28 protein-coding genes are annotated in these 26844 nt (G+C 58.3%); 13 read left to right on the top strand and 15 right to left on the bottom strand.

Annotated features, from left to right (window positions below):
• The first annotated feature begins 197 nt into the window (after positions 1 to 197).
• Positions 198 to 1394, top strand: a complete 1197-nt coding sequence (locus V1572_RS01540) for an NAD(P)/FAD-dependent oxidoreductase (protein ID WP_395299654.1) — start codon at positions 198 to 200, stop codon at positions 1392 to 1394.
• Positions 1395 to 1426: 32 nt separating this feature from the next.
• Here V1572_RS01540 and V1572_RS01535 read toward each other — a convergent pair whose 3' ends face one another.
• The gene (locus V1572_RS01535; RefSeq protein ID WP_048226311.1) at positions 1427 to 2365 is read right to left on the bottom strand and encodes an NAD(P)-dependent oxidoreductase; all 939 of its coding nucleotides are present in this window, start codon (positions 2363 to 2365) and stop codon (positions 1427 to 1429) included.
• Positions 2365 to 3057 carry an RraA family protein gene (locus tag V1572_RS01530; RefSeq protein WP_023345059.1) on the bottom strand — a complete coding sequence of 231 codons (693 nt, stop codon included), beginning with the start codon at positions 3055 to 3057 and terminating at the stop codon, positions 2365 to 2367. The genes V1572_RS01535 and V1572_RS01530 overlap by 1 nt, the downstream gene beginning before the upstream one ends.
• Positions 3058 to 3226: 169 nt before the next feature.
• On the opposite strand from V1572_RS01530, the gene V1572_RS01525 reads away from it, so the two are divergent.
• On the top strand, positions 3227 to 3964 hold the full coding sequence (locus tag V1572_RS01525; RefSeq protein ID WP_126534909.1) for an IclR family transcriptional regulator: 738 nt from the start codon (positions 3227 to 3229) through the stop codon (positions 3962 to 3964).
• A gap of 34 nt (positions 3965 to 3998) precedes the next feature.
• On the opposite strand, the gene V1572_RS01520 is transcribed toward V1572_RS01525, so the two are convergent.
• The gene (locus V1572_RS01520) at positions 3999 to 5336 is read right to left on the bottom strand and encodes an MFS transporter (protein WP_111967789.1); all 1338 of its coding nucleotides are present in this window, start codon (positions 5334 to 5336) and stop codon (positions 3999 to 4001) included.
• 315 nt (positions 5337 to 5651) lie between these two features.
• Between V1572_RS01520 and V1572_RS01515 the strand changes: the two genes are divergently transcribed.
• Positions 5652 to 6050 (top strand): potassium channel family protein, encoded by a 399-nt coding sequence (locus tag V1572_RS01515; protein WP_063622758.1) that lies wholly within the window; start codon positions 5652 to 5654, stop codon positions 6048 to 6050.
• Between the two features lie 168 nt (positions 6051 to 6218).
• On the top strand, positions 6219 to 7244 hold the full coding sequence (locus V1572_RS01510; RefSeq protein WP_023616134.1) for a TerC/Alx family metal homeostasis membrane protein: 1026 nt from the start codon (positions 6219 to 6221) through the stop codon (positions 7242 to 7244).
• 95 nt (positions 7245 to 7339) lie between these two features.
• Here V1572_RS01510 and V1572_RS01505 read toward each other — a convergent pair whose 3' ends face one another.
• Positions 7340 to 8002, bottom strand: coding sequence for an HAD family hydrolase (locus tag V1572_RS01505; protein WP_074180434.1), 663 nt, complete (start codon positions 8000 to 8002; stop codon positions 7340 to 7342).
• A gap of 321 nt (positions 8003 to 8323) precedes the next feature.
• Here V1572_RS01505 and V1572_RS01500 point away from each other — a divergent pair, with 321 nt between their 5' ends.
• Complete coding sequence (locus V1572_RS01500) at positions 8324 to 8770, top strand: NlpC/P60 family protein (protein WP_175481451.1); 447 nt, start codon at positions 8324 to 8326, stop codon at positions 8768 to 8770.
• A gap of 5 nt (positions 8771 to 8775) precedes the next feature.
• Here the strand turns inward: V1572_RS01500 and V1572_RS01495 are convergent, their stop codons facing one another.
• The gene (locus V1572_RS01495; RefSeq protein WP_395299975.1) at positions 8776 to 9570 is read right to left on the bottom strand and encodes an SDR family NAD(P)-dependent oxidoreductase; all 795 of its coding nucleotides are present in this window, start codon (positions 9568 to 9570) and stop codon (positions 8776 to 8778) included.
• Positions 9571 to 9602: 32 nt separating this feature from the next.
• Entirely contained in the window at positions 9603 to 10484 is an 882-nt protein-coding gene (locus V1572_RS01490; protein WP_045909043.1) for a LysR family transcriptional regulator, read from the bottom strand.
• A 99-nt stretch (positions 10485 to 10583) separates the two neighbouring features.
• Between V1572_RS01490 and V1572_RS01485 the strand changes: the two genes are divergently transcribed.
• From V1572_RS01485 to arnF, 8 genes are all read left to right on the top strand, one after another.
• The gene (locus V1572_RS01485) at positions 10584 to 11087 is read left to right on the top strand and encodes a phenolic acid decarboxylase (protein ID WP_008503103.1); all 504 of its coding nucleotides are present in this window, start codon (positions 10584 to 10586) and stop codon (positions 11085 to 11087) included.
• Between the two features lie 326 nt (positions 11088 to 11413).
• Positions 11414 to 12553 (top strand): UDP-4-amino-4-deoxy-L-arabinose aminotransferase, encoded by a 1140-nt coding sequence (arnB, locus tag V1572_RS01480; RefSeq protein WP_048027756.1) that lies wholly within the window; start codon positions 11414 to 11416, stop codon positions 12551 to 12553.
• 1 nt (position 12554) lies between these two features.
• On the top strand, positions 12555 to 13538 hold the full coding sequence (gene arnC / locus V1572_RS01475) for an undecaprenyl-phosphate 4-deoxy-4-formamido-L-arabinose transferase (protein ID WP_395299974.1): 984 nt from the start codon (positions 12555 to 12557) through the stop codon (positions 13536 to 13538).
• The gene (arnA, locus tag V1572_RS01470; RefSeq protein WP_395299653.1) at positions 13535 to 15517 is read left to right on the top strand and encodes a bifunctional UDP-4-amino-4-deoxy-L-arabinose formyltransferase/UDP-glucuronic acid oxidase ArnA; all 1983 of its coding nucleotides are present in this window, start codon (positions 13535 to 13537) and stop codon (positions 15515 to 15517) included. The genes arnC and arnA overlap by 4 nt, the downstream gene beginning before the upstream one ends.
• Positions 15514 to 16416, top strand: a complete 903-nt coding sequence (arnD, locus tag V1572_RS01465; RefSeq protein ID WP_395299652.1) for a 4-deoxy-4-formamido-L-arabinose-phosphoundecaprenol deformylase — start codon at positions 15514 to 15516, stop codon at positions 16414 to 16416. The genes arnA and arnD overlap by 4 nt, the downstream gene beginning before the upstream one ends.
• Entirely contained in the window at positions 16413 to 18068 is a 1656-nt protein-coding gene (arnT, locus tag V1572_RS01460) for a lipid IV(A) 4-amino-4-deoxy-L-arabinosyltransferase (RefSeq protein WP_395299651.1), read from the top strand. The genes arnD and arnT overlap by 4 nt, the downstream gene beginning before the upstream one ends.
• Positions 18068 to 18403, top strand: a complete 336-nt coding sequence (gene arnE / locus V1572_RS01455; protein WP_048226328.1) for a 4-amino-4-deoxy-L-arabinose-phosphoundecaprenol flippase subunit ArnE — start codon at positions 18068 to 18070, stop codon at positions 18401 to 18403. The genes arnT and arnE overlap by 1 nt, the downstream gene beginning before the upstream one ends.
• Entirely contained in the window at positions 18400 to 18789 is a 390-nt protein-coding gene (arnF, locus tag V1572_RS01450; protein WP_262797033.1) for a 4-amino-4-deoxy-L-arabinose-phosphoundecaprenol flippase subunit ArnF, read from the top strand. The genes arnE and arnF overlap by 4 nt, the downstream gene beginning before the upstream one ends.
• On the opposite strand, the gene acpT is transcribed toward arnF, so the two are convergent.
• Genes acpT through V1572_RS01405 form a run of 9 tightly spaced genes read right to left on the bottom strand, consistent with a single transcriptional unit; the run spans position 18737 to position 26844 of the window.
• Positions 18737 to 19354, bottom strand: a complete 618-nt coding sequence (gene acpT / locus V1572_RS01445; protein ID WP_395299650.1) for a 4'-phosphopantetheinyl transferase AcpT — start codon at positions 19352 to 19354, stop codon at positions 18737 to 18739. The genes arnF and acpT overlap by 53 nt on opposite strands.
• A gap of 2 nt (positions 19355 to 19356) precedes the next feature.
• Positions 19357 to 20586 (bottom strand): beta-ketoacyl-ACP synthase, encoded by a 1230-nt coding sequence (locus V1572_RS01440; protein ID WP_395299649.1) that lies wholly within the window; start codon positions 20584 to 20586, stop codon positions 19357 to 19359.
• The gene (locus tag V1572_RS01435) at positions 20583 to 21314 is read right to left on the bottom strand and encodes a 3-ketoacyl-ACP reductase FabG2 (protein WP_008503093.1); all 732 of its coding nucleotides are present in this window, start codon (positions 21312 to 21314) and stop codon (positions 20583 to 20585) included. Before V1572_RS01435 ends, V1572_RS01440 begins: the two co-directional genes overlap by 4 nt.
• Positions 21311 to 21784: a 3-hydroxy-fatty acyl-ACP dehydratase gene (locus V1572_RS01430; protein WP_008503092.1), complete on the bottom strand. Its 474-nt coding sequence runs from the start codon at positions 21782 to 21784 to the stop codon at positions 21311 to 21313. The genes V1572_RS01435 and V1572_RS01430 overlap by 4 nt, the downstream gene beginning before the upstream one ends.
• On the bottom strand, positions 21781 to 22950 hold the full coding sequence (locus V1572_RS01425; RefSeq protein ID WP_395299648.1) for a beta-ketoacyl-[acyl-carrier-protein] synthase family protein: 1170 nt from the start codon (positions 22948 to 22950) through the stop codon (positions 21781 to 21783). Before V1572_RS01425 ends, V1572_RS01430 begins: the two co-directional genes overlap by 4 nt.
• Position 22951: 1 nt before the next feature.
• On the bottom strand, positions 22952 to 23530 hold the full coding sequence (locus V1572_RS01420) for a DUF3261 domain-containing protein (protein WP_395299647.1): 579 nt from the start codon (positions 23528 to 23530) through the stop codon (positions 22952 to 22954).
• Complete coding sequence (locus V1572_RS01415) at positions 23527 to 25851, bottom strand: MMPL family transporter (protein ID WP_395299646.1); 2325 nt, start codon at positions 25849 to 25851, stop codon at positions 23527 to 23529. The genes V1572_RS01420 and V1572_RS01415 overlap by 4 nt, the downstream gene beginning before the upstream one ends.
• Positions 25820 to 26425 (bottom strand): LolA family protein, encoded by a 606-nt coding sequence (locus V1572_RS01410; RefSeq protein ID WP_008503088.1) that lies wholly within the window; start codon positions 26423 to 26425, stop codon positions 25820 to 25822. Before V1572_RS01410 ends, V1572_RS01415 begins: the two co-directional genes overlap by 32 nt.
• Positions 26422 to 26844: an acyl-CoA thioesterase gene (locus tag V1572_RS01405; RefSeq protein WP_008503087.1), complete on the bottom strand. Its 423-nt coding sequence runs from the start codon at positions 26842 to 26844 to the stop codon at positions 26422 to 26424. Before V1572_RS01405 ends, V1572_RS01410 begins: the two co-directional genes overlap by 4 nt.

Raw genomic sequence — 26844 nt, 5'->3', positions numbered from 1 at the left:
CGGCGCATTATCCAGGACAAATGCGCAACGGGCAAAGTGAAATATAGACTTTTTTTGACATACCACCTGAATTGAGAAAAGTGCCTGAAAGGATATTCTTTAAATTTCAATGGAATGGCTTTGTAATATCTTTTTACGCTGGTGTGACCACAGAGGAAACTTTACAATCCGCGGCAGTTAACAAAGAGGGTTTTGACGTGGAAAGGTTTGATGCCGTGGTAATTGGCGCCGGTGCGGCGGGTATGTTTTGTGCGGCAATGGCCGGACAGGCGGGTCGTCGCGTGCTGCTGCTGGATAACGGTAAAAAGCCAGGCCGTAAGATCCTGATGTCCGGCGGCGGGCGCTGCAACTTTACTAACCTGTATGTTGAACCCGCGGCCTATTTGAGCCAAAACCGTCATTTTTGTAAATCTGCGCTGGCGCGTTATACCCAGTGGGACTTTATCGACCTGGTGGGAAAGCACGGTATCGCATGGCATGAGAAGACGCTGGGCCAGCTATTCTGCGACGACTCCGCGCAGCAGATTGTCGATATGCTGGTGGCCGAGTGCGAGAAGGGCGGCGTGGTCATGCGCCTGCGCACAGAGGTGCTGGAGGTTTCCCGCGACGACCAGGGCTACACGCTGCAGCTCAACGGCGAAACCGTCATTGCCGATAATCTGGTGATCGCCAGCGGCGGCCTCTCTATGCCGGGGCTGGGCGCTTCCCCGTTCGGCTATAAGATTGCCGAACAGTTTGGCCTGAACGTTTTGCCTACGCGCGCCGGGCTGGTGCCGTTCACGCTGCATAAACCGCTTCTGGAACAGCTTCAGACGCTGTCTGGCGTGTCTGTTCCCTCCGTTATCACCGCCGAAGACGGCACGGTGTTTCGCGAAAACCTGCTCTTTACCCATCGCGGCCTCTCCGGCCCGGCGGTACTGCAAATCTCCAGCTACTGGCAGCCGGGGGAGTTTGTCACGGTTAACCTGCTCCCGGACTGCGATCTCGATGCGTTCCTCAACGAGCAGCGTACCGCGCACCCGAATCAAAGCCTGAAAAACACGCTGGCAATGCAGCTGCCGAAGCGTCTGGTGGAGTGTTTGCAGGTGCTGGGGCAGATCCCCGACGTGTCGCTTAAGCAGCTTAACAGCCGCGAACAGGAGACGCTGGTGGAGACCCTGACAAACTGGCGCGTGCAGCCAAACGGCACGGAGGGCTACCGCACCGCGGAAGTCACGCTGGGCGGGGTCGACACGAACGAGCTCTCTTCCCGCACCATGGAAGCGCGCAACGTGCCGGGGCTCTATTTTATTGGCGAAGTGATGGATGTGACCGGCTGGCTCGGCGGATACAACTTCCAGTGGGCATGGGCAAGTGCCTGGGCATGTGCTCAGGCGCTGGCAGAAGACAAGTGACATCAGCGCGCTGCCACTCGTCACGCTTGGCTTTACGGGCTGACGGTGGTGGCGTCAGTCACGGCCAGAATATTGCTCGCGGCCACGGTCCCCATCTTGATGTATGACGCGGCGGTAACGCCGCCGATATGCGGTGAAATAACCACGTTTTCTACGGACTGCCAGAGGTGCGGCGCCGTCAGCGGCTCGTGGGTAAAGCTGTCCAGCGCTGCGCTGTGCAGCGTGCCATCCCGGAGCGCCGCCAGTAACGATTCACTGTGGATCAGTCCACCGCGTGCCGTATTGACCAGAATGGCGTTCCGCTTGCAGTGTGCGAGCGTCTCGCTATTGATCATTCCCCGATTCTCATCGGTTAGCGGACAGTGCAAAGAGATGACATCGGAACGGGAAAGAAGTCCGGTCAGCGTCTCTGCGCGTTCGCACAGGGCGGGCATGGACTTAGCATAAGGATCGTAAGCCAGCACCTTCATACCGAAGGCATGACCAATAGTTGCCACGCGCGAGCCGATAGCGCCCAATCCGATTAGCCCCAGGGTTAATCCCTCCAGCTCAATGGATTTATGCGTCGCCTTATCCCAGTGCCCGTCTCGTAACCGCTTGTCCAGAGGCACCACGGACTTTGCGCAGGCGAGGATCAGCGCCCAGGTATGTTCAGCCACTGCCGCCGCGTTTGCGCCTGGGGCCGCGCGGACGGCGATATTGCGCTCGGCCGCTGCCGTCTGGTCTATCACATCGATCCCGCTTCCGTGCTTGGAAATAACCTGCAGAGCCGGGGCGGCATCCATGACTTTCGCGGTGATCCGGCCGTAACGAACCAGAATCGCCACGGGATTGTGTCGTTCACACAGCGCGATCAGGTCATCTTCTGTCGGCTGGCGGCCCGCAAACACCACCTCAAAGCCCTGCAGCATCACCATGGCCTGCTCCGCCAGGTCGCTTCCGGTAACCAAAACTACGTCTTTGCCCCCCATCACAGCGTCTCCCCGTCAGCTAACATACCTGCCTTACGAAGCGCGTCATCAAGCCAGTGTGGACGCAAATCGCCTTCACGGATGGCGGCAAGACGCCGGGTCTCCATCTCCAGCTTTTCTTTTGCCAGCGCGATAACCTGCTGAACCTCATCGCGCGGGATGACGACCACGCCGTCGATATCCGCGACAACCAGATCCCCGGCCTGAACCGTCGCCCCGGCGACTGAAATGGGATGATTAACCCGGCCAGAAATTAACTTTGTCGGGCCGCAGGGGTTCAGACCGGCAGAAAAGACAGGGTAGTGACCTTTGCTCAGGGAATCGGCGTCACGTACAGCGCCGTCAATAATGATGCCCGCAATGCCGCTCGCCTGAGCCTGAGTGGCCATGATTTCGCCCAGCAGCGCGCAGCTCAGGTCGCCTTTGCCATCGACGACCAGGACATCGCCGGGTTGCGCAACCGCCATCGCGGCATGAATCGCCAGATTATCACCCGGACGGACTTCCACGGTGATGGCCGGACCCGCAACGGACATGTGAGGAGCCAGCGGTTTGATGCGACCGTGAAGCGTACCGCGGCGACCAGCCACGTCGGCCAGAATGGCTGCCTGATACTCGGCAGCCCGACGAACGTCCTCGGCAGAAACGCGTTCGAACTGGCGATTAATCGGTTTTTTTTCAGAAACGGACATGAATGCCTCCATATTGTTTTACTTAGTACAACTCAGGTGTACAGAACAAAACAACTATAGCGGTGTTGCTTTCCTTTTAGCCAGACCCGAGGTGGCGTTTGTGATGTAAACACGAAGTGACTCACAAAATTTGAGGTACACTCACTGCCGGGCTAACAAGGAGATAATGATGGGGAATGAAGGCGTTGTAGCGGTTGAAAAAGCGCTGGCTTTACTGGATTGCTTCCGTCCTGGGGATGAGAGCCTGACGCTGACCGCGCTGGCACAGCTGTCGGGTTATCACAAAACCACGGTTTACCGCTTGATGAATTCTCTTGAACGGATGAATTACGTCGTCAGGCATGAAGACGGCAATTATGCGCTTGGCCCACGTCTGCTTTACCTCGGCAAGCTGTATGAACAATCTTTCCATCTTTCGCGGGTGGTTCAGCCAGAGCTTCAGGCGCTCTCCCTGGCGTCTCAGGAAAGTGCCAGCTGGTATGTGCTGGAGGGTGGGCAGCGCCTTTGCCTGTTTCGCGCGGAAGCGTCGCACGGCCTGCGACACAGCAATCTTCCCGGCAGCCAGTTCCCGCTCGATAATTCGGCCATCAGTAAGGTCTTGCGCCATTGGGGGCTCAATGAGAGCCTGCCGGAGGGAGACGCTGAACTCCCTTTCTACACGTCAGGCGCACGCGATCCCCACACCGCGGCGTTTGCAATGCCTGTCTTCGGCGTTCACGACAAGCTGGTTGCGGCGTTAGCCCTGACCGGCCCCATCTCACGGCTGACGGAAGATCGTCGTGAGAAGGAGATAGGGCCTTTGATGAAGGTGGCGGCCAGCCGTCTGTCGCAGAAAATGGGAGCCAGTAAGCCCTTCTGTCAGCAGTTCTTTGGTGAAACGAGCGACGCGGCGGAAGACAATCTTTAAACGCAGAAGCGGGACACGTGTCCCGCTTCTGTCATCACGAATGCGTGACCTGTTTTTCGTGTAGCTGAGCGTTGCGGGCCTGCCGTCCCATAATGAGTACCGCGATACCCCCGGCCAGGCACAGCGCGGCCAGCGGAAGCATAGCCAGCGTGTAGCTGCCCGTCTGCTCGCTGATTATGCCGTAGGCATTTACCATGACCACCCCGCCAATCAGGTTCGCGATGGCGCCAATCGCGGCCAGCCCTGCCGCCGCCGAGGAGCTGCTCATCCAGCCGGATGCCAGCGCCCAGAAAGGCCCTTTCGCAGCATACGCACCTGTCAGGATAATGCTCAGGATCACGATAGTGGCAAAGAGCGAGACGTTTACAAAGGCAGCGAACACGCCGGCGGCAATCATGAACAGCGTCAGCGCGGTATGCCAGCGGCGTTCGTTGGTGCGATCGGAGTGTCGTCCCCAGACAATCATCAGAACCGATGCCAGACCGTAAGGGATAGCGTTAAACAGACCTGTCTCAAGATTATCGAGATGGAAGGATTTCAGCAGTTGAGGAGACCAGACGCTGATCGTGGTGCCCGCGGACGATGCGCCCGCGTAAATCAGCGCCATCAGCCAGATCTGACGATGCTTCAGCAACTGCCACGTCGTCTGATGTCCAATGTTCTTTTGCTGGCTCCGCTCGGTCTCAAGCGTGGTTTCCAGCCACTTTTTCTGTTCATCACCGAGCCATTTCGCCTGATGAGGGCGATCCCGGAGAATAAACCAGGCCGCAATACCCAGCAGTACCGCAGGTAAGCCTTCAATAATGAACAGCAGATGCCAGCCGCGAAGACCCAGCCAGCCATCCAGCGACAGTATCAACCCGGAAAGCGGGGAGCCGATGAAGTTAGCGAGCGGGATGGCGACCATAAAGGACGCAATAATGCGCGCGCGGTAGCGGGCAGGGATCCACCAGGTCAGATACAGCACGACGCCCGGGAAGAAGCCTGCTTCCGCTGCCCCGAGGAGAAAGCGGACGATATAGAGCGAGGTGGTATTTTGAACCAGCGCCATGCCCATGGAGACGATGCCCCAGCTGATCATAATGCGCGGTATCCACAGCCGGGCACCGACTTTCTGCATGGCCAGGTTACTGGGAACCTCAAACAAAAAATAGGCCACGAAGTAAAGGCTGCTGGCGAAGCCAAACGCCGCTTTGCTGAGGCCAAGGTCCTCATTCATCTGCAGCGAAGCCATGCCGATATTCCCGCGATCGATAATCGAGACCAGGTAACTGACAATCAGAAACGGGAGAATACGCCAGATCACCTTCCGCATCGTCTCTCTTTCTATGTCCTCGGTGGCGGTCGCGCCGTTACGTAAATGTTCTGTCATTGTATCCTCGCAGGGTGTGTTCTTTGTTTTATTAGGTACAACTTAGTTTTATTAAACAAAACCACTATAGCGACGGCGCGTTCTTTTTATCCAGTTAATGGAAGGTTTAAATGATGTAAATAAGAGGTGACTCACAGATAGTGCGCTGCGGATATCGCTCAAGGCTGATGACCTGCCGCAAGCCGGACGTGCTGGCAGAGAAATAATCACGTAACGCAATTATTGCACCAACTTTTCCTCTCCCTTCGACTAAGCTTCGACCAGATGCCCTGCCGCGTTCGCGGGGCCATACTCCTTTTGGTCAGAGCACGTACCATGCAGCTAATCAGCATTATTATTTTGCTTACCCTAACCGTGGTGATTCATTCGCTGTGGATGTTTGGCGTTTTAAAATTCATTACGTTAGAGGTCGATTCTGCGGTACGCATTGTTTTACGCAATGTCGGCATCGTGATCTCTATGATTTTCGCCCATCTCCTGGAAGCCGGGCTGTTTGCGGCGTTTTATTTTGTCATCGACGCGTTTAATGACTGGAACACCAGCTTCTACTTTTCGCTGGTGAGCTATGCGACGGTAGGGTACGGCGACGTCACGTTACCCCAGCACTGGCGGCTCATCGGCGGGGTAGAAGGACTGGTGGGCGCGTTGATGGTAGGCTGGTCTGTGGCGGTTCTGGTCGCGGTGTTGCAGCGTTTGCGTGGCATGAGCGCCTAAACGGCAGATGCGCAATCCCCGCCTGGTAAGGTAAAGTACCCCCTCCTTGCGTAGCCGATTGGGCTGCGGCTTTAAGGGTGAAGAGGCTGATTAACGGCCCGCCCTGTTTCGTTCCTGGTTTACGCCAGTTTGCATGGTTCTGTGTTTTGTCTGCCAAAAGGGTTTTGTATGTCTGCTGCTCATCTCGGTTTCCCGACGGAAACCGTTGTTGTCTTTGTGGTGATGGCCGTTGGGGCGATGTTTATCGACCTCTTTATGCACCGTCACGACAAACCGATCTCGCTGAAAAGCGCCGCAATGTGGTCCATCTTCTGGGTCATGATGGCGATGGCCTTCGCCGGGTTCCTGTACGTTCACCACGGCGCCGAGATGGCGAGCCTGTTCCTTACCGGCTATGCGCTGGAAGAGGTGCTCTCCGTCGATAACCTGTTCGTGATGATGGCGATCTTCGCCTGGTTTGGCGTACCGGATAAGTACCGTCACCGCGTGCTCTACTGGGGCGTGCTGGGGGCGATTGTCTTCCGCGGTATTTTCGTGGCTATCGGCACCAGCCTGTTAAGCCTGGGGCCCTACGTCGAAGTGATTTTCGCGCTGGTCGTCGGCTGGACGGCGGTGATGATGCTCAGACGTAATGAAGAGAGTGACGAAGTGGAAGATTACTCGGGTCATCTCGCCTATCGCCTGGTAAAACGCTTCTATCCGGTCTGGCCGAAAATCAGCAGCAATGCCTTTATTCTGACGCAGAAAGAGGTGGATGCGGAGCTTGAAAAGCCGGAAAACCAGGACGTGATGGTCGGACGCGTGAAGAAGGCGAAGCGCTATGCGACGCCGCTATTGCTGTGCGTGGCCGTGGTCGAACTCTCTGACGTGATGTTCGCGTTTGACTCCGTGCCGGCCATTATTGCCGTGAGCCGCGAGCCGTTGATTATCTACAGCGCCATGATGTTCGCTATTCTCGGTCTGCGTACGCTTTACTTCGTGCTGGAAGCGCTGAAGCAGTATCTGGTGCACCTCGAGAAAGCCGTGGTGCTGCTGCTGTTCTTCGTGGCGTTTAAGCTGGGGTTAAATGCCACCGATCACTTCTGGCATCACGGGTACAGCATTGGCGCGACGGCCAGCCTGTTTGTGGTATTGGGCGTGCTGGCGCTGGGAATTATTGCGAGCGTGATGTTCCCGGGGAAACGTGAGGCCTGATGTTCCGCCCGGTGGCGCTTCGCTTACCGGGCCTACAGTTTGGTTTTCTCCCTCTCCCTGTGGGAGAGGGCTGGGGTGAGGGCACCAGACCGCACCTAACCCTTAATCGGTGAATTCCGGCGCTTGCGCGGCGGGTGGAAGTGCCGCCAGTGCGGATCCTGCGCCGCTGCCAGCAGCTCGTGATCGCCGCGGGTGTCTCCCCAGGCGCGCAGGTGATAGGCGTTCAGATCGCCATACACTTTTTCCAGCCTGGCCACCTTCTGGGCGCAGCGGCAGTTGTGGCCCGTGATGCGCCCCGTCAGCTTGCCGTTTTTCACTTCCAGCTGCGTGCCAATCAGCTTAATGCCCAGTTTGTCAGCCCACGGCTGAAGCACCAGTGCCGGAGACGCGGAACAGATGGTCACCTCCGCACCGGAATTCACCTCGGCCGCCACGGCCAGAACCCCTTCGGGGCGCATCAGCTTGTTCCAGTATTTTTCGCAAAACGCTTCCGCCTGCTGGCGCAACCAGTGTTCATCCACGCCCGTCAGGAACGTTTTAATCAGCACTTCCTTTAGCTCATCGCGCGTCAGCTTGCGACGCACGCAGTGGAGCGTGGGCAGCGCCATGCGCACCAGGCGGCCCGCGAAGTAACGTTTCCCGAAGGCAAAGCGCAGGAAAGGGATAAAGCTGTCGTGGTGCGTTAACGTCCCATCAAAGTCAAAGACAGAGAGCACGCTGGATTTCGCCACCGTCTCGTCGGCAATCATATTGGTCATAAATACGTCTTAGCTGAAATACACATTCTGTGGATCAGTTTACCTGCTTTACCAGGACAGTCCTTACATCACCACCATTTTTTTCTCGATCTTGCGATCTCAAAGTGAGTCCAATTTTGGCCTCGATAAGAATTGGTGAAAAAACAATCTGTCTATATTATCGCCACATCGCACGATATTTAGGGGAACCCTTTGGCCCCCACAGGTAAGGAAAAACTCACTCACTACCTCTTTCTTGATATGACTCTTAGATCGTTTATTTCAATCCTTACGTTAAGTTTTGCGTCGTTTTCTGCATTCAGTTTTCAACTTCCCGCGTCGATGTTATCGATGAACCATGAACTGGCAGTCTCGCCAGCGAAATCTGCGCTGATGCAACAGGATACGGGCCCGCTGCGCTCGCGCATGCTCGATCAATACCAAAAGTGGAAGGGAACCCAGTATCAGTGGGGCGGTACCACGCGCCGCGGGGTGGATTGCTCCGCGCTCATGCAGCACCTGTTCAGCGATGCGGCGCATCTTAATTTACCGCGCACGACCGGCGAGCAGATCCACCGCGGGGTGCAGGTGACGCAATATCGCCTGAGGCCCGGAGATCTGGTGTTCTTCCAGACGGGTCCGAACCGCAGGCATGTCGGCGTTTATATTGGCAATAGCCAGTTCATTCATGCCTCAAGCAGCCAGGGCGTCACGGTCTCAACCCTGACGGATGCTTACTGGCAGGCGCACTACATTACTGCCCGTCGGGTTGCAGGCAGTGCAGCCTGACCGCCTCAGATGATGTCATCCACGACGCCGCCGTCGACGCGCAGCGCCGCGCCCGAGGTGGCGGAAGCCTGGGGCGAACAGACATAAATCACCATATTGGCCACCTCTTCAACCGTGGCCGCGCGCTGTATCACCGAGCTGGGGCGGTTGGCCATCACAAACTCTTTCGCCAGCTGCTCCAGCGATTTACCGGTTTTTTCGATTTCATCCTTCATCATCTCTGCGAAACCGTCCGACATCGTTGGCCCCGGCAAGACGCTGTTGACCGTCACGCCGCTTCCCGCCACGAACTTCGCCAGCCCGCGCGCCAGCGAGAGCTGCGCCGTTTTGGTCACCCCGTAGTGGATCATATCCGCCGGGATATTGCAGGCCGACTCGGAGGAGATAAACACCACCCGCCCCCAGCCTTTTTGCACCATGCCTGGCAGCAAGGCGCGGGACAGACGCACGCCGGACATCACGTTGGTCTGCCAGTAACGCTCCCAGGTTTCATCGTCGGTGGAATAGAAATCCTGCGGGCCGTAAATCCCGGCGTTGTTAACCAGAATGTCGACGTTATTCGCCACCTTCAGCAGCGACTCGACCCCTTCCGCCGTGCTGAGATCGGCAATCGCGGCGCGCACCTGGACGCCCGGCACCACCTGCTGCAGCTGCTGAATGCCTTTGTTCACCGATTCCGTGCTGCGGCCATTGACGATCACCTCGGCACCGCTTTCTGCCAGCCCTCTGGCGATGGTGAACCCGATCCCGCCGGTTGAGGCGGTCACCAGCGCCACTTTCCCCGTAAAGTCGATTTTCATCATCCGCTCCTTATCGTTTTAACGTTCGGACCTTAAAGCGTAGCAGGTGAGGATGACGGCTCCTGGCTAAAAAGGCGCAGCAGCGTCTCCACCTGCTCGTCAAGCGGGGCGAGGGAGCGCTTAACAATCAGGTGAAGCGGCGTCGCTCGGCGTGCACCGTGGCTCAGCGGCAGGCGTTTCAGGATGCCTTGATCCAGCTGAGTCTGGATGCGTTCCTCCGGCAGCCAGCCGTAGCCGACCTGAGAGAGGACGGCCTCAATGGCGGCATCGATGGTGGAGAAGGTCCATGACTCACCGGCCGCGCGCGCGGCGGGCTGGCTGTCCGCAATCTGAATGAGCGGCCACGGGCGTAGCATGTCGTCGTTAAGCGGTGCGTCGAGGTCAAAGAGGGGGTGCTGATGGTGGGCCACGGCAACAAAGTCGATATTCATCAGCCATTCGCCGAGCCCGGTCATGTCCTGGCGGCGGGTGAGGACCATCACATCGGCTTCGTCGTTAATGGCATCGTCCCGGGTGTTTTCCAGCACCTCGGTGAGTCGTACCTGAGTTTGCGGATACTGCTGCTGGAACTGGCGCAGAATGGCAAACAGGCGGCGGCGGGGGAAAATGGAATCCACCACCAGATCCAGCCGCGTGCGCATTCCGTTGCGAAGGGTCGCTGCGCGCGTCTCAACGTACGAAAAGGCTTTCAGCAGCGGTTTAACCTGGTTGAGCAGCAGTTCTCCTGCCGGCGTCAACACCGCCCGTCGTCCTTCCGGCACCAGGAGGGCCACGCCCAGCCGCTCCTGCAGCAGCGACAGGTTATAGCTCACGGAAGACTGACTGCGGTGCGTTTCTTCCGCCGCTCGGGCAAAGCTGCCCGCTTCGACCACTTTCGCCAGTAAAGACCATTGTTCAAGCGTCGTCTTGTGCATAATTTATCTAAAATTTGGATGAATTTGATTAAAACATAGCGTTATTCATTCATTTTTTGAAGGGGTACGATCGTCTCATCAAAACAAAGGAGACATCTTATGAACACCTTCGACAAACACGACTTAAGCGGCTTCGTTGGCAAACACCTTGTTTATACCTACGACAACGGCTGGAACTACGAGATTTACGTCAAAAATGAGACGACCCTGGATTACCGTATTCACAGCGGTCTGGTGGCAAACCGTTGGGTGAAAGATCAGCAGGCTTACATCGTGCGGGTAGGGGAGAGCATCTATAAAATTTCCTGGACCGAGCCAACCGGTACCGACGTCAGCTTGATTGTGAACCTGGGCGACAAACTGTTCCACGGCACCATCTTCTTCCCGCGCTGGGTCATGAACAACCCGGAAAAAACCGTCTGCTTCCAGAACGATCATATTCCACTGATGAACAGCTACCGTGATGCGGGCCCGGCGTATCCAACGGAAGTGATTGATGAATTTGCCACTATCACCTTTGTACGTGACTGCGGCGCCAATAACGAAAGCGTGATCGCCTGTGCGGCCAGTGAATTACCGAAAAACTTTCCAGATAACCTGTAATAAGCGCGACAATTAACTAAAAAGAAAAGTTCCCGGCTATTTCATATTATTTTGAAATGGCCGGGATTTTTTTTGTTTGTTGATGTATGGTTTAAATGATCCCATTTCAAAATGTTGCGGAAGATCACATCAAAAATATTTAATATTAAATTAACTTGTTGTTTTTCAATTGGCTGCTAGTTGTCTTATAGCGTTGTAAACGCTGTCTTAATTTTTCCCTAAGGAAAGAGAGATACTTTGATATAAGTTTATGGTTCGTTGAAATAAACGGGCCAGCATTTGGTTAATATCAAAAACGTGCCATTTTGATTGCAAGGAAATTAATAATGAGTGATTTTCTGCCTTTTTCGCGACCGTCGATGGGCGCTGAGGAAATTGCGGCGCTTCAGGACGTTTTGATGTCGGGCTGGATCACCACGGGGCCTAAGAATCAGGAGCTTGAAGAGGCATTCTGTCAACTTACCGGGAATCAGCATGCGATTGCCGTCTGTTCCGCCACCGCGGGCATGCACGTTACGCTGATGGCGCTGGATATTGGCCCGGGCGATGAAGTCATTACCCCTTCCCAGACCTGGGTGTCCACGCTGAATATGATCGTATTGCTGGGCGCCACGCCAGTCATGATTGATGTGGATAAAGACACATTAATGGTGACGCCAGAAGCCGTTGAAGCCGCCATTACCCCGCGCACTAAAGCCATTATTCCCGTTCACTATGCCGGCGCGCCGTGTGAAATCGACGCTATCCATGCCATCGGTGAACGTCACGGTATTCCGGTGATTGAAGATGCGGCTCATGCCGCCGGAACGTACTACAAAAACCGTCACGTGGGCTGGAAAGGAACGGCAATTTTCTCCTTCCACGCCATTAAAAACATGACCTGCGCGGAAGGCGGCCTGGTGGTCACCGATAACGCGCAGCTGGCACAGCGGATCCGCAGTCTGAAATTCCATGGCCTGGGCGTAGACGCCTATGATCGCCAGACGCACGGCCGCGCGCCGCAGGCGGAAGTGATCGCGCCGGGCTATAAATACAACCTGGCGGACATCAACGCCGCGCTGGCGCTGGTGCAGTTAGGCAAACTGAAAGAGGCCAACAAACGCCGCCAGGAAATCGCTGAACGCTACCTGCGGGAGCTTGCCGATACGCCGTTCCAGCCGCTCACTATTCCGTCATGGCCGCACGTGCACGCCTGGCACCTGTTTATTATTCGCGTTGATGAAGCGCGCTGCGGGATCTCACGCGACAACCTGATGGCGGCGTTGAAAGAGAAAGGCATCGGTACCGGCCTCCATTTCCGCGCGGCCCACACGCAAAAATACTACCGCGAGCGTTTTCCTGATGTATCGCTCCCGAATTCTGAATGGAATAGCGCGCGTATTTGTTCTCTCCCTCTTTTCCCGGACATGACTCATGACGACACAACCCGCGTCATTACCGCACTCCATCAGCTTGCAGGACATTGATATGTTCAGTGCACCGCCTGTACAAAAAGTATCCGTGGTAATCCCGGTTTATAACGAGCAGGAGAGCCTGCCCGAACTGATCCGCCGTACAACGGCCGCCTGTGACACGATGGGCAAGGCCTACGAAATTCTGCTGGTGGATGATGGCAGTAGCGATAATTCCGCGCTGATGCTGACCGAAGCCGCGCAGGTTGAAGGCAGCCACATCGTAGCCGTGCTGCTCAACCGTAACTACGGCCAGCACTCGGCGATTATGGCGGGGTTTAGCCACGTCACGGGCGATCTGATCATCACCCTGGACGCGGACCTGCAAAACCCGCCGGAAGAGATCCCACGCCTGGTGGCCAAAGCCGACGAAGGCTATGACGTGGTCGGCACGGTCCGTCAGAACCGTCAGGACAGCCTGTTCCGCAAGCTGGCCTCGCGCACCATCAACCGTCTGATCCAGCGCACGACCGGTAAAGCGATGGGCGATTACGGCTGCATGCTGCGCGCCTACCGCCGCCATATCGTCGACGCCATGCTGCATTGCCACGAGCGCAGCACCTTCATTCCGATTCTGGCGAATTCCTTTGCCCGTAAGGCAACGGAAATCCCGGTTCTGCACGCCGAGCGCGAGCACGGGGAATCGAAGTACAGCTTTATGCGTCTCATCAACCTGATGTATGACCTCATCACCTGCCTGACCACCACGCCGCTGCGTCTGCTGAGCGTGTTCGGCAGCATTATTGCGCTGGCGGGCTTTGCGATTTCTGTCCTGCTGGTGGTACTGCGCCTGGTCTTTGGCCCGCAGTGGGCGGCGGAAGGGGTCTTTATGCTCTTTGCCGTGCTGTTTATGTTCATCGGCGCCCAGTTTGTCGGGATGGGGCTCCTCGGTGAATACATTGGCCGTATCTATAACGATGTTCGCGCGCGTCCGCGCTACTTTATTCAACGTGTTGTCCGTCAGGAACACAAAGCATCTCAAGAGGAAATTCACCCATGAAAGCTGTTGTATTTGCCTATCACGATATGGGGTGCACGGGCACGCTGGCCCTGCTGGACGCGGGCTATGACATTGCGGCAATCTTTACCCATCCGGACACGGCTGGAGAAAACAACTTTTTCGGCTCCGTGGCGCGTATCGCCGCCGAGCGCGGTATCCCGGTTTATGCGCCGGACGACGTTAACCACCCGCTGTGGGTGGAGCGCATCCGTGCCCTCGCGCCTGACGTGATTTTCTCGTTCTACTATCGCAGCCTGCTCTCTGACGAGATCTTAGGCCTGGCCGCAAAAGGCGCCTTTAATCTTCACGGTTCTCTGCTACCTGCCTACCGTGGCCGCGCCCCGCTGAACTGGGTGCTGGTGAACGGTGAAACGGAAACGGGCGTGACGCTGCACCGCATGGTGCGCCGTGCGGATGCGGGCGCTATCGTGGCACAGCAGAAGGTCGCTATTGATGCGGACGACACCGCGCTGCAGCTGCATCAGAAGCTGAACACGACGGCACAGACGCTGCTGCGTGATGCGCTGCCGGGCATCCTTAGCGGCACCTTCAGCGAAACCGCACAGGACGAGAGCAAGGCAAGCTGCTTTGGCCGCCGCGCGCCGGAAGATGGTCGTCTGGACTGGAACAAACCGGCTCGCCAGCTGCACAACCTGGTGCGCGCCGTAACCGATCCGTGGCCGGGCGCCTACAGCTTTGCGGGCGTAAGCAAATTCATCGTCTGGAAATCCCGCGTGCGTGACGACATTCCGGCGGCAAAACCGGGCACCGTCGTCTCCGTCTCCCCGCTGATTGTGAGCTGCGGCGAGCAGGCGCTGGAGATCGTTACCGGACAAACCGACAACGGTCTGTACGTTCAGGGCACACAGCTGGCGCAGTCTCTGGGCCTGGTGGCCGGGGCACTGATCACCAGCGCACCGGTTGTTGCCATCAAACGCCGCACCCGCGTTCTGATCCTCGGCGTGAACGGTTTTATCGGTAACCACCTGACCGAACGTCTGCTTAAGGACGATAACTACGAGATTTACGGTCTGGATATCGGCTCTGATGCCATCAGCCGCTTCCTCGACAACCCGCGCTTCCACTTCGTGGAAGGGGACATCAGCATCCATTCCGAGTGGATTGAATACCACATTAAGAAATGCGACGTGGTGCTGCCGCTGGTCGCTATTGCCACGCCAATCGAGTACACCCGTAACCCGCTGCGCGTGTTTGAGCTGGACTTCGAAGAGAACCTGAAGATCATCCGCGACTGCGTGAAATACGACAAGCGCATCATCTTCCCGTCCACCTCTGAAGTGTACGGCATGTGTACCGATAAGAACTTCGATGAAGACACCTCCAACCTGGTGGTCGGGCCGATCAACAAACAGCGCTGGATTTACTCCGTCTCCAAACAGCTGCTGGACCGCGTGATTTGGGCCTACGGTGAGAAAGAGGGCCTGCGCTTTACCCTGTTCCGTCCGTTCAACTGGATGGGGCCACGTCTGGACAACCTGAACGCGGCGCGTATCGGCAGCTCCCGTGCGATCACCCAACTGATCCTGAACCTGGTAGAAGGCTCGCCAATTAAGCTTATCGAAGGCGGGAAACAAAAACGCTGCTTTACGGATATCAGCGACGGTATCGAAGCGCTGTTCCGCATCATCGAAAACAAAGATAACCGCTGCAACGGTGAAATCATCAACATCGGCAACCCGGACAACGAAGCGAGCATTCGCGAGCTGGCCGAGATGCTGCTGGCCAGCTTTGAGCGTCATCCGCTGCGCGATAAATTCCCGCCGTTTGCCGGTTTCCGCGAAGTGGAAAGCAGCAGCTACTACGGTAAAGGGTATCAGGACGTTGAGCACCGTAAGCCAAGCATTCGCAATGCGAAGCGCTGCCTGAACTGGACGCCGACCGTGAAGATGGAACAGACCATTGATGAAACGCTTGATTTCTTCCTGCGCACCGTGGAGCTGTCGGAACAGGTCTCATGAAAAAAGTCGGTTTACGCATTGATGTCGACACCTTCAGGGGAACGCGTGACGGCGTACCCAAACTGCTGGAACTGCTGAGCAAGCACGGTGTGCGCTCCAGCATTTTCTTCAGCGTGGGGCCTGACAACATGGGACGCCATTTATGGCGTCTGGTTAAACCGGCATTTCTGTACAAAATGCTGCGCTCGCGCGCAGCATCCCTCTACGGCTGGGATATTTTGCTGGCCGGCACCGCCTGGCCCGGCAGACGCATCGGCGCGGGTAATGAAGCGGTTATCCGCGAGGCGGCGCAGCATCATGAGGTGGGTCTGCACGCCTGGGATCACCATGCCTGGCAAGCCTGGGCGGGCGTCTGGGATATCCCGCGCCTGTCTCGTGAGGTCGAGCGTGGGATGCTGGAGCTGGAGGCCATTATCGGTCAGCCCGTGCACTGCTCCGCCGTGGCGGGATGGCGTGCGGATCAGCGCGTGGTGAAGGCCAAAGAGGCCTTCGCGTTTCGCTACAACAGCGATTGCCGCGGAACCGGGCCCTTTTTGCCGCTGTTAGGCGAAAATCGCTACGGTACGGTGCAAATTCCGGTCACGCTTCCCACCTGGGATGAAGTGGTCGGACGCGAGGTAAAGGCGGATGAGTTCAATCGCTACATTCTGGACCGCATTCATCGTGACACCGGTACGCCGGTGTATACCATCCATGCCGAAGTGGAAGGGATTGCGTATCAGCATGATTTCGATGAACTGCTGACGATGGCCGCTCAGGAGGGCATCGAATTCTGCCCATTGAGCGAGCTGCTGCCAGACGACCTCAGCACCCTGCCCGTGGGCAAAGTTGTCCGTAATGAACTGGCTGGCCGGGAAGGCTGGCTTGGTTATCAACAAACCGTGAGTCCGGTCCCATGAAAACAGCCCGTTATGGCTTAGCGCTTCTCGCACTGTTTATCGTTTACTACCTCATTCCGGTCGATATCCGCCTGCTTTGGCAGCCTGATGAAACGCGCTATGCGGAAATCAGCCGCGAAATGCTGGCCTCCGGAGATTGGGTTGTCCCGCATTTCCTGGGGCTGCGTTACTTTGAAAAGCCAATTGCTGGCTACTGGATCAACAGCATCGGGCAGATGCTGTTCGGGCACACGAACCTCGCCGTGCGCGCCGGGTCCATCTTCTCCACCGGTTTAGCCGCGCTGCTGGTTATCTGGATGGCCTGGCGTCTCTGGCGGGATAAGCGGACAGCCATTTTCTCCGGCCTGATCTTCCTGACCCTGTTCCTGGTGTATGGCATCGGCACGTATGCGGTGCTGGATCCTATCATCACCCTGTGGCTGGTGGCGGCGATGTGCAGCTTCTGGCTGGCGTCACAGGCCCAAACCGTTGCCGGAAAAGCGGGCGGCTATGTGCTGCTTGGGCTGGCCTGCGGGATGGGGGTGATGACCAAAGGCTTCCTGGCACTGGCGGTACCGGTGATTGGCGTGCTGCCGTGGGTGATCGCCCAGAAGCGCTGGAAAGAGGTGCTGATTTTGGGCTGGCTCGCGATCCTGAGCTGCGTGCTGATTGTTCTGCCATGGGGGCTGGCCATTGCGCAGCGTGAGCCTGACTTCTGGCGTTACTTCTTCTGGGTGGAGCATATTCAGCGTTTCGCCCAGAGCGACGCGCAGCACAAAGCCCCGTTCTGGTACTACATACCGTTCCTGATTGCGGGTAGCCTGCCGTGGCTGGCACTGCTGCCCGGCGCGTTTCGTCTCGGCTGGAATGACCGACAAAACGCGGGCGGCGGGTTCTATCTGCTGGGATGGGTGGTGATGCCGCTGCTGTTCTTCAGCATCGCCAAAGGCAAGCTGCCGACCTATATCCTGCCGTGCTTTGCCCCGCTGGCGATCCTGATGGCGCGCTATGCCTGCCTCGCGGCGGAGAAAGGCGCCAGAGCGTTGCGCATTAACGGCGGGATTAACCTGGCGTTTGGCGTTATCGGCGTGGTGGCGGCGCTGGTGGTCTCCCCGTGGGGACTGTCTAAGCATCCGGTCTGGACCTCGGTCGAACTGTATAAAGTGTTCTGCGCGGTGGTCGCGTTCCTCATCTGGGCCGCGGTAGGCTGGTTTACGTTCAGGCAGAGTCAGCAGCGCTGGTGGCTGGCGGCGTTCTGCCCTGCGGGCCTGGCGCTGCTGATTGGTTTCGCCATTCCTAACCTGGTGGTGGATTCCAAACAGCCGCAGTCGCTGGTCGACACCGTGCGCGAGCCGCTTCAGGACAGCCGTTACGTGCTGGCCAATAACGTGGGCGTGGCCGCTGGCCTGGCGTGGGAGCTGAAGCGCAATGACATCACGCTGTATGGTCAGAGTGGCGAACTGCGCTACGGGCTGGATTATCCTGATGTGAAAGATCGTTTTGTCGGTAAAGATGACTTCGCGCAGTGGCTGGCAGAGCACCGTCAGCAGGGACGCGTATCGCTGGTTATCCTGCTGTCAAAACGCGATGACCTTTCGCGGGCTAATCTGCCAGAACCGGACAGCCTGTATATCCAGGGCCGTCTGGCCTACCTGCAGTATCTGCCGAAGTGATGACCTGGATCTGGCTGGTACTGGCAAGCCTGCTCAGCTGTGCAGGACAGCTGTGCCAGAAACAGGCTACCCGTCCGGCGAAAGCCGGGCGGCGTGGCGTGCATATCGCGCTGTGGCTTGGCCTGGCTCTGCTGGCGCTGGGCAGCGGGATGCTGGTCTGGCTGGTGGTGCTGCAGCGCCTGCCTGTCGGCATTGCCTACCCTATGCTGAGCCTCAATTTTGTCTGGGTGACGCTGGCGGCGAAGGTATTCTGGCGTGAAACCGTCGCATCGCATCACTGGCTGGGGGTAGGGTTGATCATCATTGGGATTGTTATCCTGGGAGGAAGCCTGTGAAAGGGGCGTTCTGGGCCTTATGCAGCGTGCTGTTAGTCAGCGCCGCGCAGCTGTTGCTGCGCAGTGCGATGCAGGCACTGCCGCCGGTCAGCGATGTTCTGGCGCTTATTTCCGCGCTGTGGCACTTCTCATCCGGCACGGGGGCGCTGCTGCTGGGGTTGATGGGATATGTGGCCTCGATGGGCTGCTGGTACCTGGCGCTGCATCGCATGGCGCTCAGCAAAGCGTATGCCTTGCTGAGCCTTAGCTATATCCTGGTGTGGGGCGCTGCGATCCTGCTGCCGGGCTGGGAAGAGCGTTTCTCCTGGCACGGGCTGGTGGGGGTCGGGTTTATTATTCTGGGTGTGTTAGTGATTTTTCTGCCCCGAACGTCCCAACGTGAATAATCGACTCGTTGGTCAGGGTATAAGGGGTCGATGTGCAGACGGCAAGGCTCAGCGAGCCGACCTGTAGCTGACTGACCGCGTGTGTCTGCGCAGTGCTGTCGATGCTGACAATCTGCCAGGCACTGCCGCCACGCTGTTTCACAATCGCTTCTTTCCGTGTCCAGATACGCCAGAACGCAGAAAGCCGTTCCTCGGGCGCTTCACGCTCCAGCTCATCATGCTCTGTCACGCTGAATACCGCATTAGCCAGCGCCTGCCAGTTCTTCCTTGGACGAATCACTTCGATATCACAGCCGACTTCGCCTTCATCGCTCATCAGTAAGGCGATATCGTCACCGCTGTGGCTCAGGTTAAACCACAGTGGATGCCCCTTCGCAAAGGCTGGTTTCCCCTGCTCACCGTAAATGATGTCGGGGAGCGGGTGAGGGGATAACGCTCTGGCGAGCAGCATCCTCCCGGCCAGCCAGGAGGCATGTCGGGCACCCTGAGGTGCCCTGTCTGCGAGCGTTGACGCCAGCGGGTCCGCGCTAAGGGTGGAGATCTTTCCCAGTACAAACTGGTACATAGTTACGCCCAGCGTTTAATGATAATCGAGGTGTTGATGCCGCCAAACGCGAAGTTATTGCTCTGCAGATACTCGCAATCGATCTGGCGGGCTTCCCCCATAATATAATCTAAAGCACCGCATTGCTCATCCGGGTGCGTTAAATTGAGCGTCGGGGCAAACCAGCCTTCACGCATCATCTGTAAACTCATCCATGCTTCCAGCGCGCCGCAGGCTCCGAGCGTGTGGCCAAAATAGCTCTTCAGCGATGAAATCGGCACGTTGTCACCATAGATAGCGGCAGTGGCCTGGCTTTCAGCAATATCACCGCGATCGGTGGCAGTACCGTGTGCGGATATATACCCCATATCCAGGGCGCTTAATCCCGCCATGGCCAGCGACTGCTCCATACAAATCTGCATGGTTTCACGCTGAGGCTGGGTGATATGGGCCGCATCACAGTTAGTGGCAAAGCCCACGATTTCGCCGTAGATAGTGGCTCCGCGCGCTTTGGCATGCTCCAGCTCTTCGAGTATCAGGGTGCCCGCGCCTTCCCCAATCACCAGACCATCGCGCTGCGTATCAAATGGCGAAGGGGTGGTTTTGGGTTCATCGTTACGCTGGCTGGTGGCAAACAGCGTGTCAAACACCGCCGCTTCAGACGGGCACAGCTCCTCAGCGCCCCCCGCAACCATAACGGTCTGATAGCCGTGGCGAATCGCCTCCCACGCGTAGCCAATTGCCTGGCTGCCGGACGTACAGGCGCTTGAGGTCGGGATGACGCGGCCACGTAATCCGAAGAACAGTCCGGTATTCACCGCGGTGGTGTGCGGCATCATCTGCACGTAGGTTGTGCCGGTGATGTTATTGGTGTGCTTTTCGGTGAGCATAGTGGCGAATTCGCTGACGGGCCCGGTACTGCCTGTGGATGAGCCATACGCGATACCCGTTTGCCCATTGGTGAGCACCGTCTCGCCAATCAGCCCCGCCTGCTCCAGCGCCAGCTCGGTGGCGCGGGTCGACATCAGCGACACGCGGCCCATGGCGCGGATCCGTTTGCGGGTATAATGTTCCGGCAGCGTGAAGTCATCAATCGGCGCGCCCAGCAGGGTGTGCAGGCCATCATAGACCTGCCACTCCGGCATTTTACGCACCGCGTTTTCATACGCCAGCAGCCTGCTGGACACGGATTGCCAGTTTTCGCCAAAGGCGGTCACGCCGCCCATGCCCGTAATCACCACGCGACGCGTCATAGCATTCCTCCGTTAATGGAAATGACCTGGCGGGTGACGTAACCCGCAATATCTGACATCAGATAGCTTGCCAGCCCGGCGACCTCCTCAGCCTGGCCCATGCGTTTCATTGGAATGATGGACATCGCTTCTTTCAGCGCGGCCTCTTCCATTTCAATCATTCCGGTATCAATCAGCCCCGGCGCAATGCAGTTCACGGTGATTTTGCGTTTTGCCAGCTCAATCGCCAGCGCTTTGGTGGCACCGATAATGCCCGCTTTTGCCGCGCTGTAGTTCACCTGCCCGCGGTTACCCATCACGCCGGAAACGGACGATAGGGTGATAATGCGTCCCCCTTTACGGGTGCCAATCATCGGCATAATGCAGGGGTGAATGACGTTATAAAAACTGTCGAGATTGGTGTGGATCACGCTGTCCCAGTCGTCTTCACTCAATGCCGGAAAGGCGCCATCGCGGGTGATACCCGCGTTGCTGACCACGCCATACCATGCGCCATGGGCTTCAATATCCTGTTCCAGCACCTCGCGGCACTGTTCGCGGTTGCCCACATCAAACGAGAGTAAACGGCCGTTGCCACCCGCCTGCGTGATGGCGTCCAGCGTCTCCTGCGCGCCTGCGGCATCACGATGGTAATGCACGCCTACGGTAAACCCGTCGGCGGCAAGCTGGCGGGCGATGGCGCGCCCTATGCCTTTGCTGGCCCCGGTGACCAGTACGGAACGACTCATGCGTTAGATCCCTGATTAAAAAGCGAGGTTAATTCTTCTGCGCTTGGCTGGAAGGTGTTGACCCGGCCCGTGGCCAGCGTCTCTTCATTAGCGGAAATTGCGCATTCAAAACTGCCGAAGCGTTCGTCCTGCATCAGCAGCTTAACGGTGATGTCCAGCGTCAAGCCTGCGGCGAAACGCCCGCTGGCGCAGATCAGTTCACGCGCGCCGAGCACCATGCCCAGCGCAATATGCTCCTGCCCCTGCTGCTGGCGATGCCAGCCGGACCAGACGCCGACGGTCTGCGCCATCAGCTCGAGCGCGTACCAGCCCGGCAGGTCGCCATCGGCATTAAGAAATGGTGCCAGCACGCTTTGCCTATCTATCGCGACGCGGCATACCGCCATGTCGTCCGTCACATTCTCAACGGACTCCAGCAACATCATGGGCGCATCGTGCGGCAAATAGGCTTCGGGTGATAAGTAGCTCATGACGCTCTCCCCAGCAGAATGCTGGCGTTGTTGCCGCCAAACGCGAACGAGTTAGACAGAATGACCGGCTTTGTCAGCGCGGTGCGCTGGTGCAGCAGACCGCACGGCGCCAGCGTGTCGTCCGGTGCGTAGCGGGTGAAGTCCTGCGGCGGTAAGGGCAGATCGCGCGTCAGAATCAGCCAGCTCAGGGCCGCTTCGGTGATACCGGCAGCGCCCAGCGTATGGCCGGTAAGGTGTTTGGTAGAACTACAGGGCACGCTTTCCCCAAAGAGATCGTGTACCACCTGCGATTCAATCTGATCGTTAAGCGGCGTGGCCGTGCCGTGCAGGTTGATGTAGCCGATATCCTCCGGCTGCATACCCGCTTCGTTGAGCGCCTGCGTGATGGCCCTGATCGCCCCTTCGCCCTGCGGATGCGGAGCGGAGATATGGTACGCATCGCTGGATTCCCCCGTACCGAGCAGCGCCACGTCCGCGGACTCACGGCTAAGCACCATCAGCGCGGCGGCTTCACCGATGGTGATCCCCCGACGGTCGCGACCAAAAGGCTCGCAGAGCGTAGGGGAGAAGGATTCAAGGCTGTTAAACCCGTTGACGGGCATCCGGCTCAGGGTATCTGCTCCGCCAACAATGGCGATGTCCACCAGCCCGGCTTCAATCAGACGTTTGCCGCCGATCATCGCCCGCGCGCTGGAAGAGCAGGCTGTCGAGATCGTATAGGCCGGGCCTTCGAGCTGAAGCCAGTTGGCGAGGAAGCGGGACGGATCGCCGAGCTCCTGCTGCGGGTACTGCCAGTGCGTGCTCGCTTCGCCATGGGTCATGCGCTGCACGTGCTCATCGCCTTCATCCAGCCCAGAGGTGCTGGTCCCCAGCACCACGGCCACCCGATCGCGGCCGACGCGGGCGATAGCCTCGTCGACGGTCGACTGAATCTGCGCCAGCGCGGCCAGTAGAAGCTGGTTGTTGCGGGTGCGGTGTGCGGACAGCGTTTCCGGGATGGGCGGCAGTTCGCCTTCCACACCGCCCAGCACGGCATCGGGTGAATCCTGTAACCAGCCGGTTCGGGCATGCATACCCGGCGCTACGCCCGTCATCAGGTTAGCAGCGATTTCATCATGCGAGTTGCCCAGCGCGTTGACCATGCCAACAGCGGAAATATAAATCATCTCAGTCACCCAGATATTGAATGGTGATGTGGTATTTAAAAACGTGTTGCTCGATGCTGATCGGCTCGCGCTTGCCTTTACGCTGCAGATAGACAATCTCCGTCACCAGCTTGCCGCTGGCGTTACGCAGTTCGCGCCGATCGGCCGTGTCAGTCAGCGTCCAGCCCTTCGGCAACTGCGGCTGCCAGGCGCTAATCGGCCAGTGGCTGAGCATCACGTCGGCCAGCACCTGGCTGGCGGGCGGCAACTGCGGCACAACGATCGACTGCTCGGTATGAATACCGGTCTCATCGTACGTCGCCAGGAACAGACGAATGCCCACGGAAGAGAGCCCGGCCAGCGTCACTTTATGCGCATCCGCGTTGAGCATCACCAGCAGGGACTGCGTTTGCCCGTTAAAGCTGCCGGTCAGCAGCTGCTGAGAGCTTACCGCCGGGCTAATGCCGGGCGGCGGGAGCGTAACGCGGGTTCCCGGCTGGAGCCAGGCCTGGGGACGCGTCTCTTGGGTATCGGTCGAATGGCTGCAGCCTGCCAGCAGCAGCGCCGCAGCCAGCGCGGCGGCGCGGTAAAAAGCGTTCATTTACGTTTTCTCTCTTTCTTATCCGGCATCGCCAGCGGCGCCAGCAGGAAGGCGGTAAAAATACCGCTCACCAGCACGATACCAAAGCTGCTAATGGCCTGCGTGGCGCTGAAGACGAGCATGCCCAGCGTCATCAGCGTGGTCATCATCGCCAGCGTAATCGCCAGCATCGAGGTCAGCGGCGTGCCGCGCGGGTTGCTGAAAAACAGCGTGTAGTTAATGCCAATGCCGAGCACCAGCACCAGCGCCAGCAGTGAAAACAGGTTTACCGGGTGGCCCGTTGCGGCCAGTACCGCCAGTCCGCAGCTCAGCGACAGCACGGACGGCACCAGGCTTATCAGCCCCTTACGCCAGCCGAGGCGCAGCATCGCCCCGCAGGCAATCACCGCCAGCGCGGCAAACAGAAGCCCCGTCAGCAGCGTGCGGTAGAGGGCAAACAGGGTGTCAAAACTGGCTTTGCGATCGACCCAGACGACACCGTCATGGCGCGCGGCCAGCTCGCCGAGGGCCGCGCTGTTTTTTGCGCCGTCCACCGGTACGAGCACGCCGCTTTGACCGTCGGGCAGGGTCAGCCAGAGCAGACGCCAGCCTTCGCTGGCCGGGCTTTTAAGCCACGCGTCCACGCTGACCGGCATGGCGTCCAGATTCGGGGAGACGGCGTTGAGCCCTGCGCTTTTCAGCACGTTCGTTACCGCAGGCGCGGCGTTTTGCAGCAGCGTAAGATCGCTTTTCTGACGGGCCAGCGAGTTCAGCGGCAGGGTGCGCCAGCGGGTAATTTCTCCCGCTTTCTGCGCCTCTGCCAGCGCCGGGGTAAAGGCTTCCAGCCGCTCCAGCGTTTGCTGAGGCGAAGCGCCATGAACCACAAACCATTTCTGATCCACGCTCTGTCCGGTCAGGGCGGTAATGGCCTTCTCCTGCGCCAGAATATCTTTCGGCAGCGCCTGCAACTGGGCGATGTCGTCGTCCACCTTCAGCGTGCTTATTCCCACGGCGGAGAGCAGCGCCAGCGCGACGGGAAGACCAATTGACATTTTTTTACTGCGTCGCCAGGCGGCCAGCCAGCGCAGCATCAGGACCATAAAGGGAACCGGGCGCACCGGTAACCCGCGGCACAACCACGGATGCCAGAAAATCACCGTCAGGCAGGAGGCGCTGAGTCCCACGGCAGCGAACACCGCCATCTGGCGGATCCCGGGGAAGGGGGCCAGCATCATAATCAGGTAGGCGGCGACGGTCGTCAGCAGCGCCAGCAGCAGCGCATTGCGAACTTTGGCCAGGCTTTGCCAGGGAGTATGCTCCGCGCCGTGTACCATCCGTTCAGTCAGGTAGTAAAGCGTGTAGTCTGCCGAAATTCCGATGATGCTCATGCTCATCACCAGCGTCATCAGGTGCAGCTCGCCAAAGAGCAGCAGCGTCACCACCGTCCCCGCCAGCGCGCCGATGGCAATGGAGAGCACGCTCAGCAGCAGCGGGCGCAGAGAGCGGAACACCGCCACGATGAGCAGGAACACGCCAAGCAGGGTGGCGATACCCAGCGTCGAAACATCACGTTTGGCCTGCTGGCTGGCGTAATCGCTGTAGAACATGGTCCCGCGGGAAAGCAGCTGTGCCTGAGGGTAGCGGGCTTTCAGCGTCTCCTGCAGCGCGTTAAGCGTCGTCACGAGCCGGTGGGTCTGCTGCATATCAAATGATGAGCCCGCCAGCTCGCCGTGGAGCAGATACCAGTAGTTTCCCGCCTCATCTTTTGCGACCAGCCAGCCGTCCATCAGCCGCAGCTTCTGGCCGTTTTGCGCCAGAGCGAGCTGCGAGCCGCGCATCAGCATCAGGGGATCGTTTTGCAGCTCTTTACCGCTGACGCCGGAAAAGGCCGAGTAGAGCTGAGATAAAATCCACTGCGCCTGCGCTTCTCCGCCGTTTTGCAGGCGGGCGCGGGTGGCGGGGTCAATCAGGCCATTTCGGTGCTGCCAGAAGAACTCTCCCCAGGCCTTTTGCCCGGCGGCGTCCATCGGGCCTTTGACCTCGCTGAGCGAATCAGTGCTTTGCAGCAGCGCCAGCCACTGCTGTGCCACGCGCGGATCCGGCTCTTTGCCGGGGCTGACCAGCCAGACCAGCTGGCGGTCGAGACGCTGCATAAACCCGTCGTTGAGCGCCGGCGGGATCGCCCCCAGCGTCTGCTTCGGCAGCATGGCCAGCACGCTGCTGTTCAGTCGCGCGCCGGGCAGCAGCGACAGCAACACGCCCAGCAGAATCAGGCATAGCGTGGCCCACAGCAGCGCCGGGCGCAGGAATTTACGGTGCGGCAAAGCGTTGGCGTTCGTCATCGGTCAGGCTGGCGGGCGTCAGTTGGTGGCGAGAAAGGGCGATATCGGTACGGTCGCCCTGTTTGTCGTTGAGGCGAATCGTTTCCAGATAGGTCGCGCCGCCCAGATCGAGGGTGGCGAAAATCTTGTCCAGCGGCGTCGTTTTTGGCGTAAGCACCAGCGACCAGCGGCCCGCTCCCAGGTCCTTAAAATCGATGCGGAAGTTCTCTTCCAGCACCTTACGGTCGGCCTGGAACAGGGCGCGCAGAAGATGGTTGAACTGGAACATTTGCGGATTATTGTCGGCAGTGATGGTTTGCGGCGGCTGGCCGTTAATCGCCTGCACCATCCGCTTGTCGTCCAGCAGGAGCGTCATCGGAAACGGCGCTTTTTGATCCCACAGCAGGCCGCTGTCGCGGGCGATCAGCATTTCGCCCTGCGAACGCAGCGGCTGCGGCATATCTTTTATCGTGCGAACCTGTTCGAAATGCGCGCGCACCACAGGCTGCTCGGTGAAGCGCTGCTGCAGCTCATCCAGCGTCACGGCACTGACCAGCGGGCTGACGATCAGCGCCAGTAAAGGCAACCATTTCATGGTGTTACTCCCATACGTTCAAACAGTATTGCCGGGCTCACAAAGCACATTTCGCGGGTCGCTTCTTCCACCGCCACCTGAATGGTGTAACCGGTGGTCGTGCGTTTGCCGGTCTGCGCATCGAAAATTTGATAGGCAATGCGCAGGCGGTTTTCATACTCTTCAATATGCGCGCGGACGCGAATACGCTGCTCAAAGGTCACCGCATCGCGGTATTTCACCCGGGTGTCGACGACGGGCCAGACGTAGCCGGAGGCCTTCATCTGGCGATAGCCATAATCAAACTGATTGAGCAGCGCCTCGCGGGCGATCTCAAAGTAGCGGAAATAGTTACCGTGCCAGACCACGCCCATCATATCGACGTCGTGGAACGGAACGGTGATCTCGACTTCAGTCGTAAAGCGGGGATCGGTCAGCAC

The organism is Enterobacter quasiroggenkampii, from assembly GCF_043972695.1.
Taxonomy (GTDB): Bacteria; Pseudomonadota; Gammaproteobacteria; order Enterobacterales; family Enterobacteriaceae; genus Enterobacter; species Enterobacter quasiroggenkampii.
Note: the sequence above shows the minus strand (reverse complement) of the source record. Positions and strands in the feature narration are given on the sequence as shown.

Bases quoted from the DNA above. Each gene is read 5' to 3' on its own strand.
- arnE (WP_048226328.1), top strand. From the start codon at position 18,068: ATGACCTGGATCTGGCTGGTACTGGCAAGCCTGCTCAGCTGTGCAGGA.
- V1572_RS01520 (WP_111967789.1), bottom strand. From the start codon at position 5,336: ATGACAGAACATTTACGTAACGGCGCGACCGCCACCGAGGACATAGAA.
- V1572_RS01535 (WP_048226311.1), bottom strand. From the start codon at position 2,365: ATGGGGGGCAAAGACGTAGTTTTGGTTACCGGAAGCGACCTGGCGGAG.
- V1572_RS01420 (WP_395299647.1), bottom strand. From the start codon at position 23,530: ATGAACGCTTTTTACCGCGCCGCCGCGCTGGCTGCGGCGCTGCTGCTG.
- V1572_RS01415 (WP_395299646.1), bottom strand. From the start codon at position 25,851: ATGACGAACGCCAACGCTTTGCCGCACCGTAAATTCCTGCGCCCGGCG.
- arnD (WP_395299652.1), top strand. From the start codon at position 15,514: ATGAAAAAAGTCGGTTTACGCATTGATGTCGACACCTTCAGGGGAACG.
- V1572_RS01430 (WP_008503092.1), bottom strand. From the start codon at position 21,784: ATGAGCTACTTATCACCCGAAGCCTATTTGCCGCACGATGCGCCCATG.
- V1572_RS01490 (WP_045909043.1), bottom strand. From the start codon at position 10,484: ATGCACAAGACGACGCTTGAACAATGGTCTTTACTGGCGAAAGTGGTC.
- V1572_RS01485 (WP_008503103.1), top strand. From the start codon at position 10,584: ATGAACACCTTCGACAAACACGACTTAAGCGGCTTCGTTGGCAAACAC.
- V1572_RS01435 (WP_008503093.1), bottom strand. From the start codon at position 21,314: ATGAGTCGTTCCGTACTGGTCACCGGGGCCAGCAAAGGCATAGGGCGC.
- V1572_RS01500 (WP_175481451.1), top strand. From the start codon at position 8,324: ATGTTATCGATGAACCATGAACTGGCAGTCTCGCCAGCGAAATCTGCG.
- arnC (WP_395299974.1), top strand. From the start codon at position 12,555: ATGTTCAGTGCACCGCCTGTACAAAAAGTATCCGTGGTAATCCCGGTT.
- V1572_RS01505 (WP_074180434.1), bottom strand. From the start codon at position 8,002: ATGACCAATATGATTGCCGACGAGACGGTGGCGAAATCCAGCGTGCTC.
- V1572_RS01495 (WP_395299975.1), bottom strand. From the start codon at position 9,570: ATGAAAATCGACTTTACGGGGAAAGTGGCGCTGGTGACCGCCTCAACC.
- V1572_RS01425 (WP_395299648.1), bottom strand. From the start codon at position 22,950: ATGATTTATATTTCCGCTGTTGGCATGGTCAACGCGCTGGGCAACTCG.
- V1572_RS01530 (WP_023345059.1), bottom strand. From the start codon at position 3,057: ATGTCCGTTTCTGAAAAAAAACCGATTAATCGCCAGTTCGAACGCGTT.
- V1572_RS01440 (WP_395299649.1), bottom strand. From the start codon at position 20,586: ATGACGCGTCGCGTGGTGATTACGGGCATGGGCGGCGTGACCGCCTTT.
- V1572_RS01510 (WP_023616134.1), top strand. From the start codon at position 6,219: ATGTCTGCTGCTCATCTCGGTTTCCCGACGGAAACCGTTGTTGTCTTT.
- arnB (WP_048027756.1), top strand. From the start codon at position 11,414: ATGAGTGATTTTCTGCCTTTTTCGCGACCGTCGATGGGCGCTGAGGAA.
- arnT (WP_395299651.1), top strand. From the start codon at position 16,413: ATGAAAACAGCCCGTTATGGCTTAGCGCTTCTCGCACTGTTTATCGTT.
- acpT (WP_395299650.1), bottom strand. From the start codon at position 19,354: ATGTACCAGTTTGTACTGGGAAAGATCTCCACCCTTAGCGCGGACCCG.
- V1572_RS01410 (WP_008503088.1), bottom strand. From the start codon at position 26,425: ATGAAATGGTTGCCTTTACTGGCGCTGATCGTCAGCCCGCTGGTCAGT.
- arnA (WP_395299653.1), top strand. From the start codon at position 13,535: ATGAAAGCTGTTGTATTTGCCTATCACGATATGGGGTGCACGGGCACG.
- V1572_RS01515 (WP_063622758.1), top strand. From the start codon at position 5,652: ATGCAGCTAATCAGCATTATTATTTTGCTTACCCTAACCGTGGTGATT.
- V1572_RS01525 (WP_126534909.1), top strand. From the start codon at position 3,227: ATGGGGAATGAAGGCGTTGTAGCGGTTGAAAAAGCGCTGGCTTTACTG.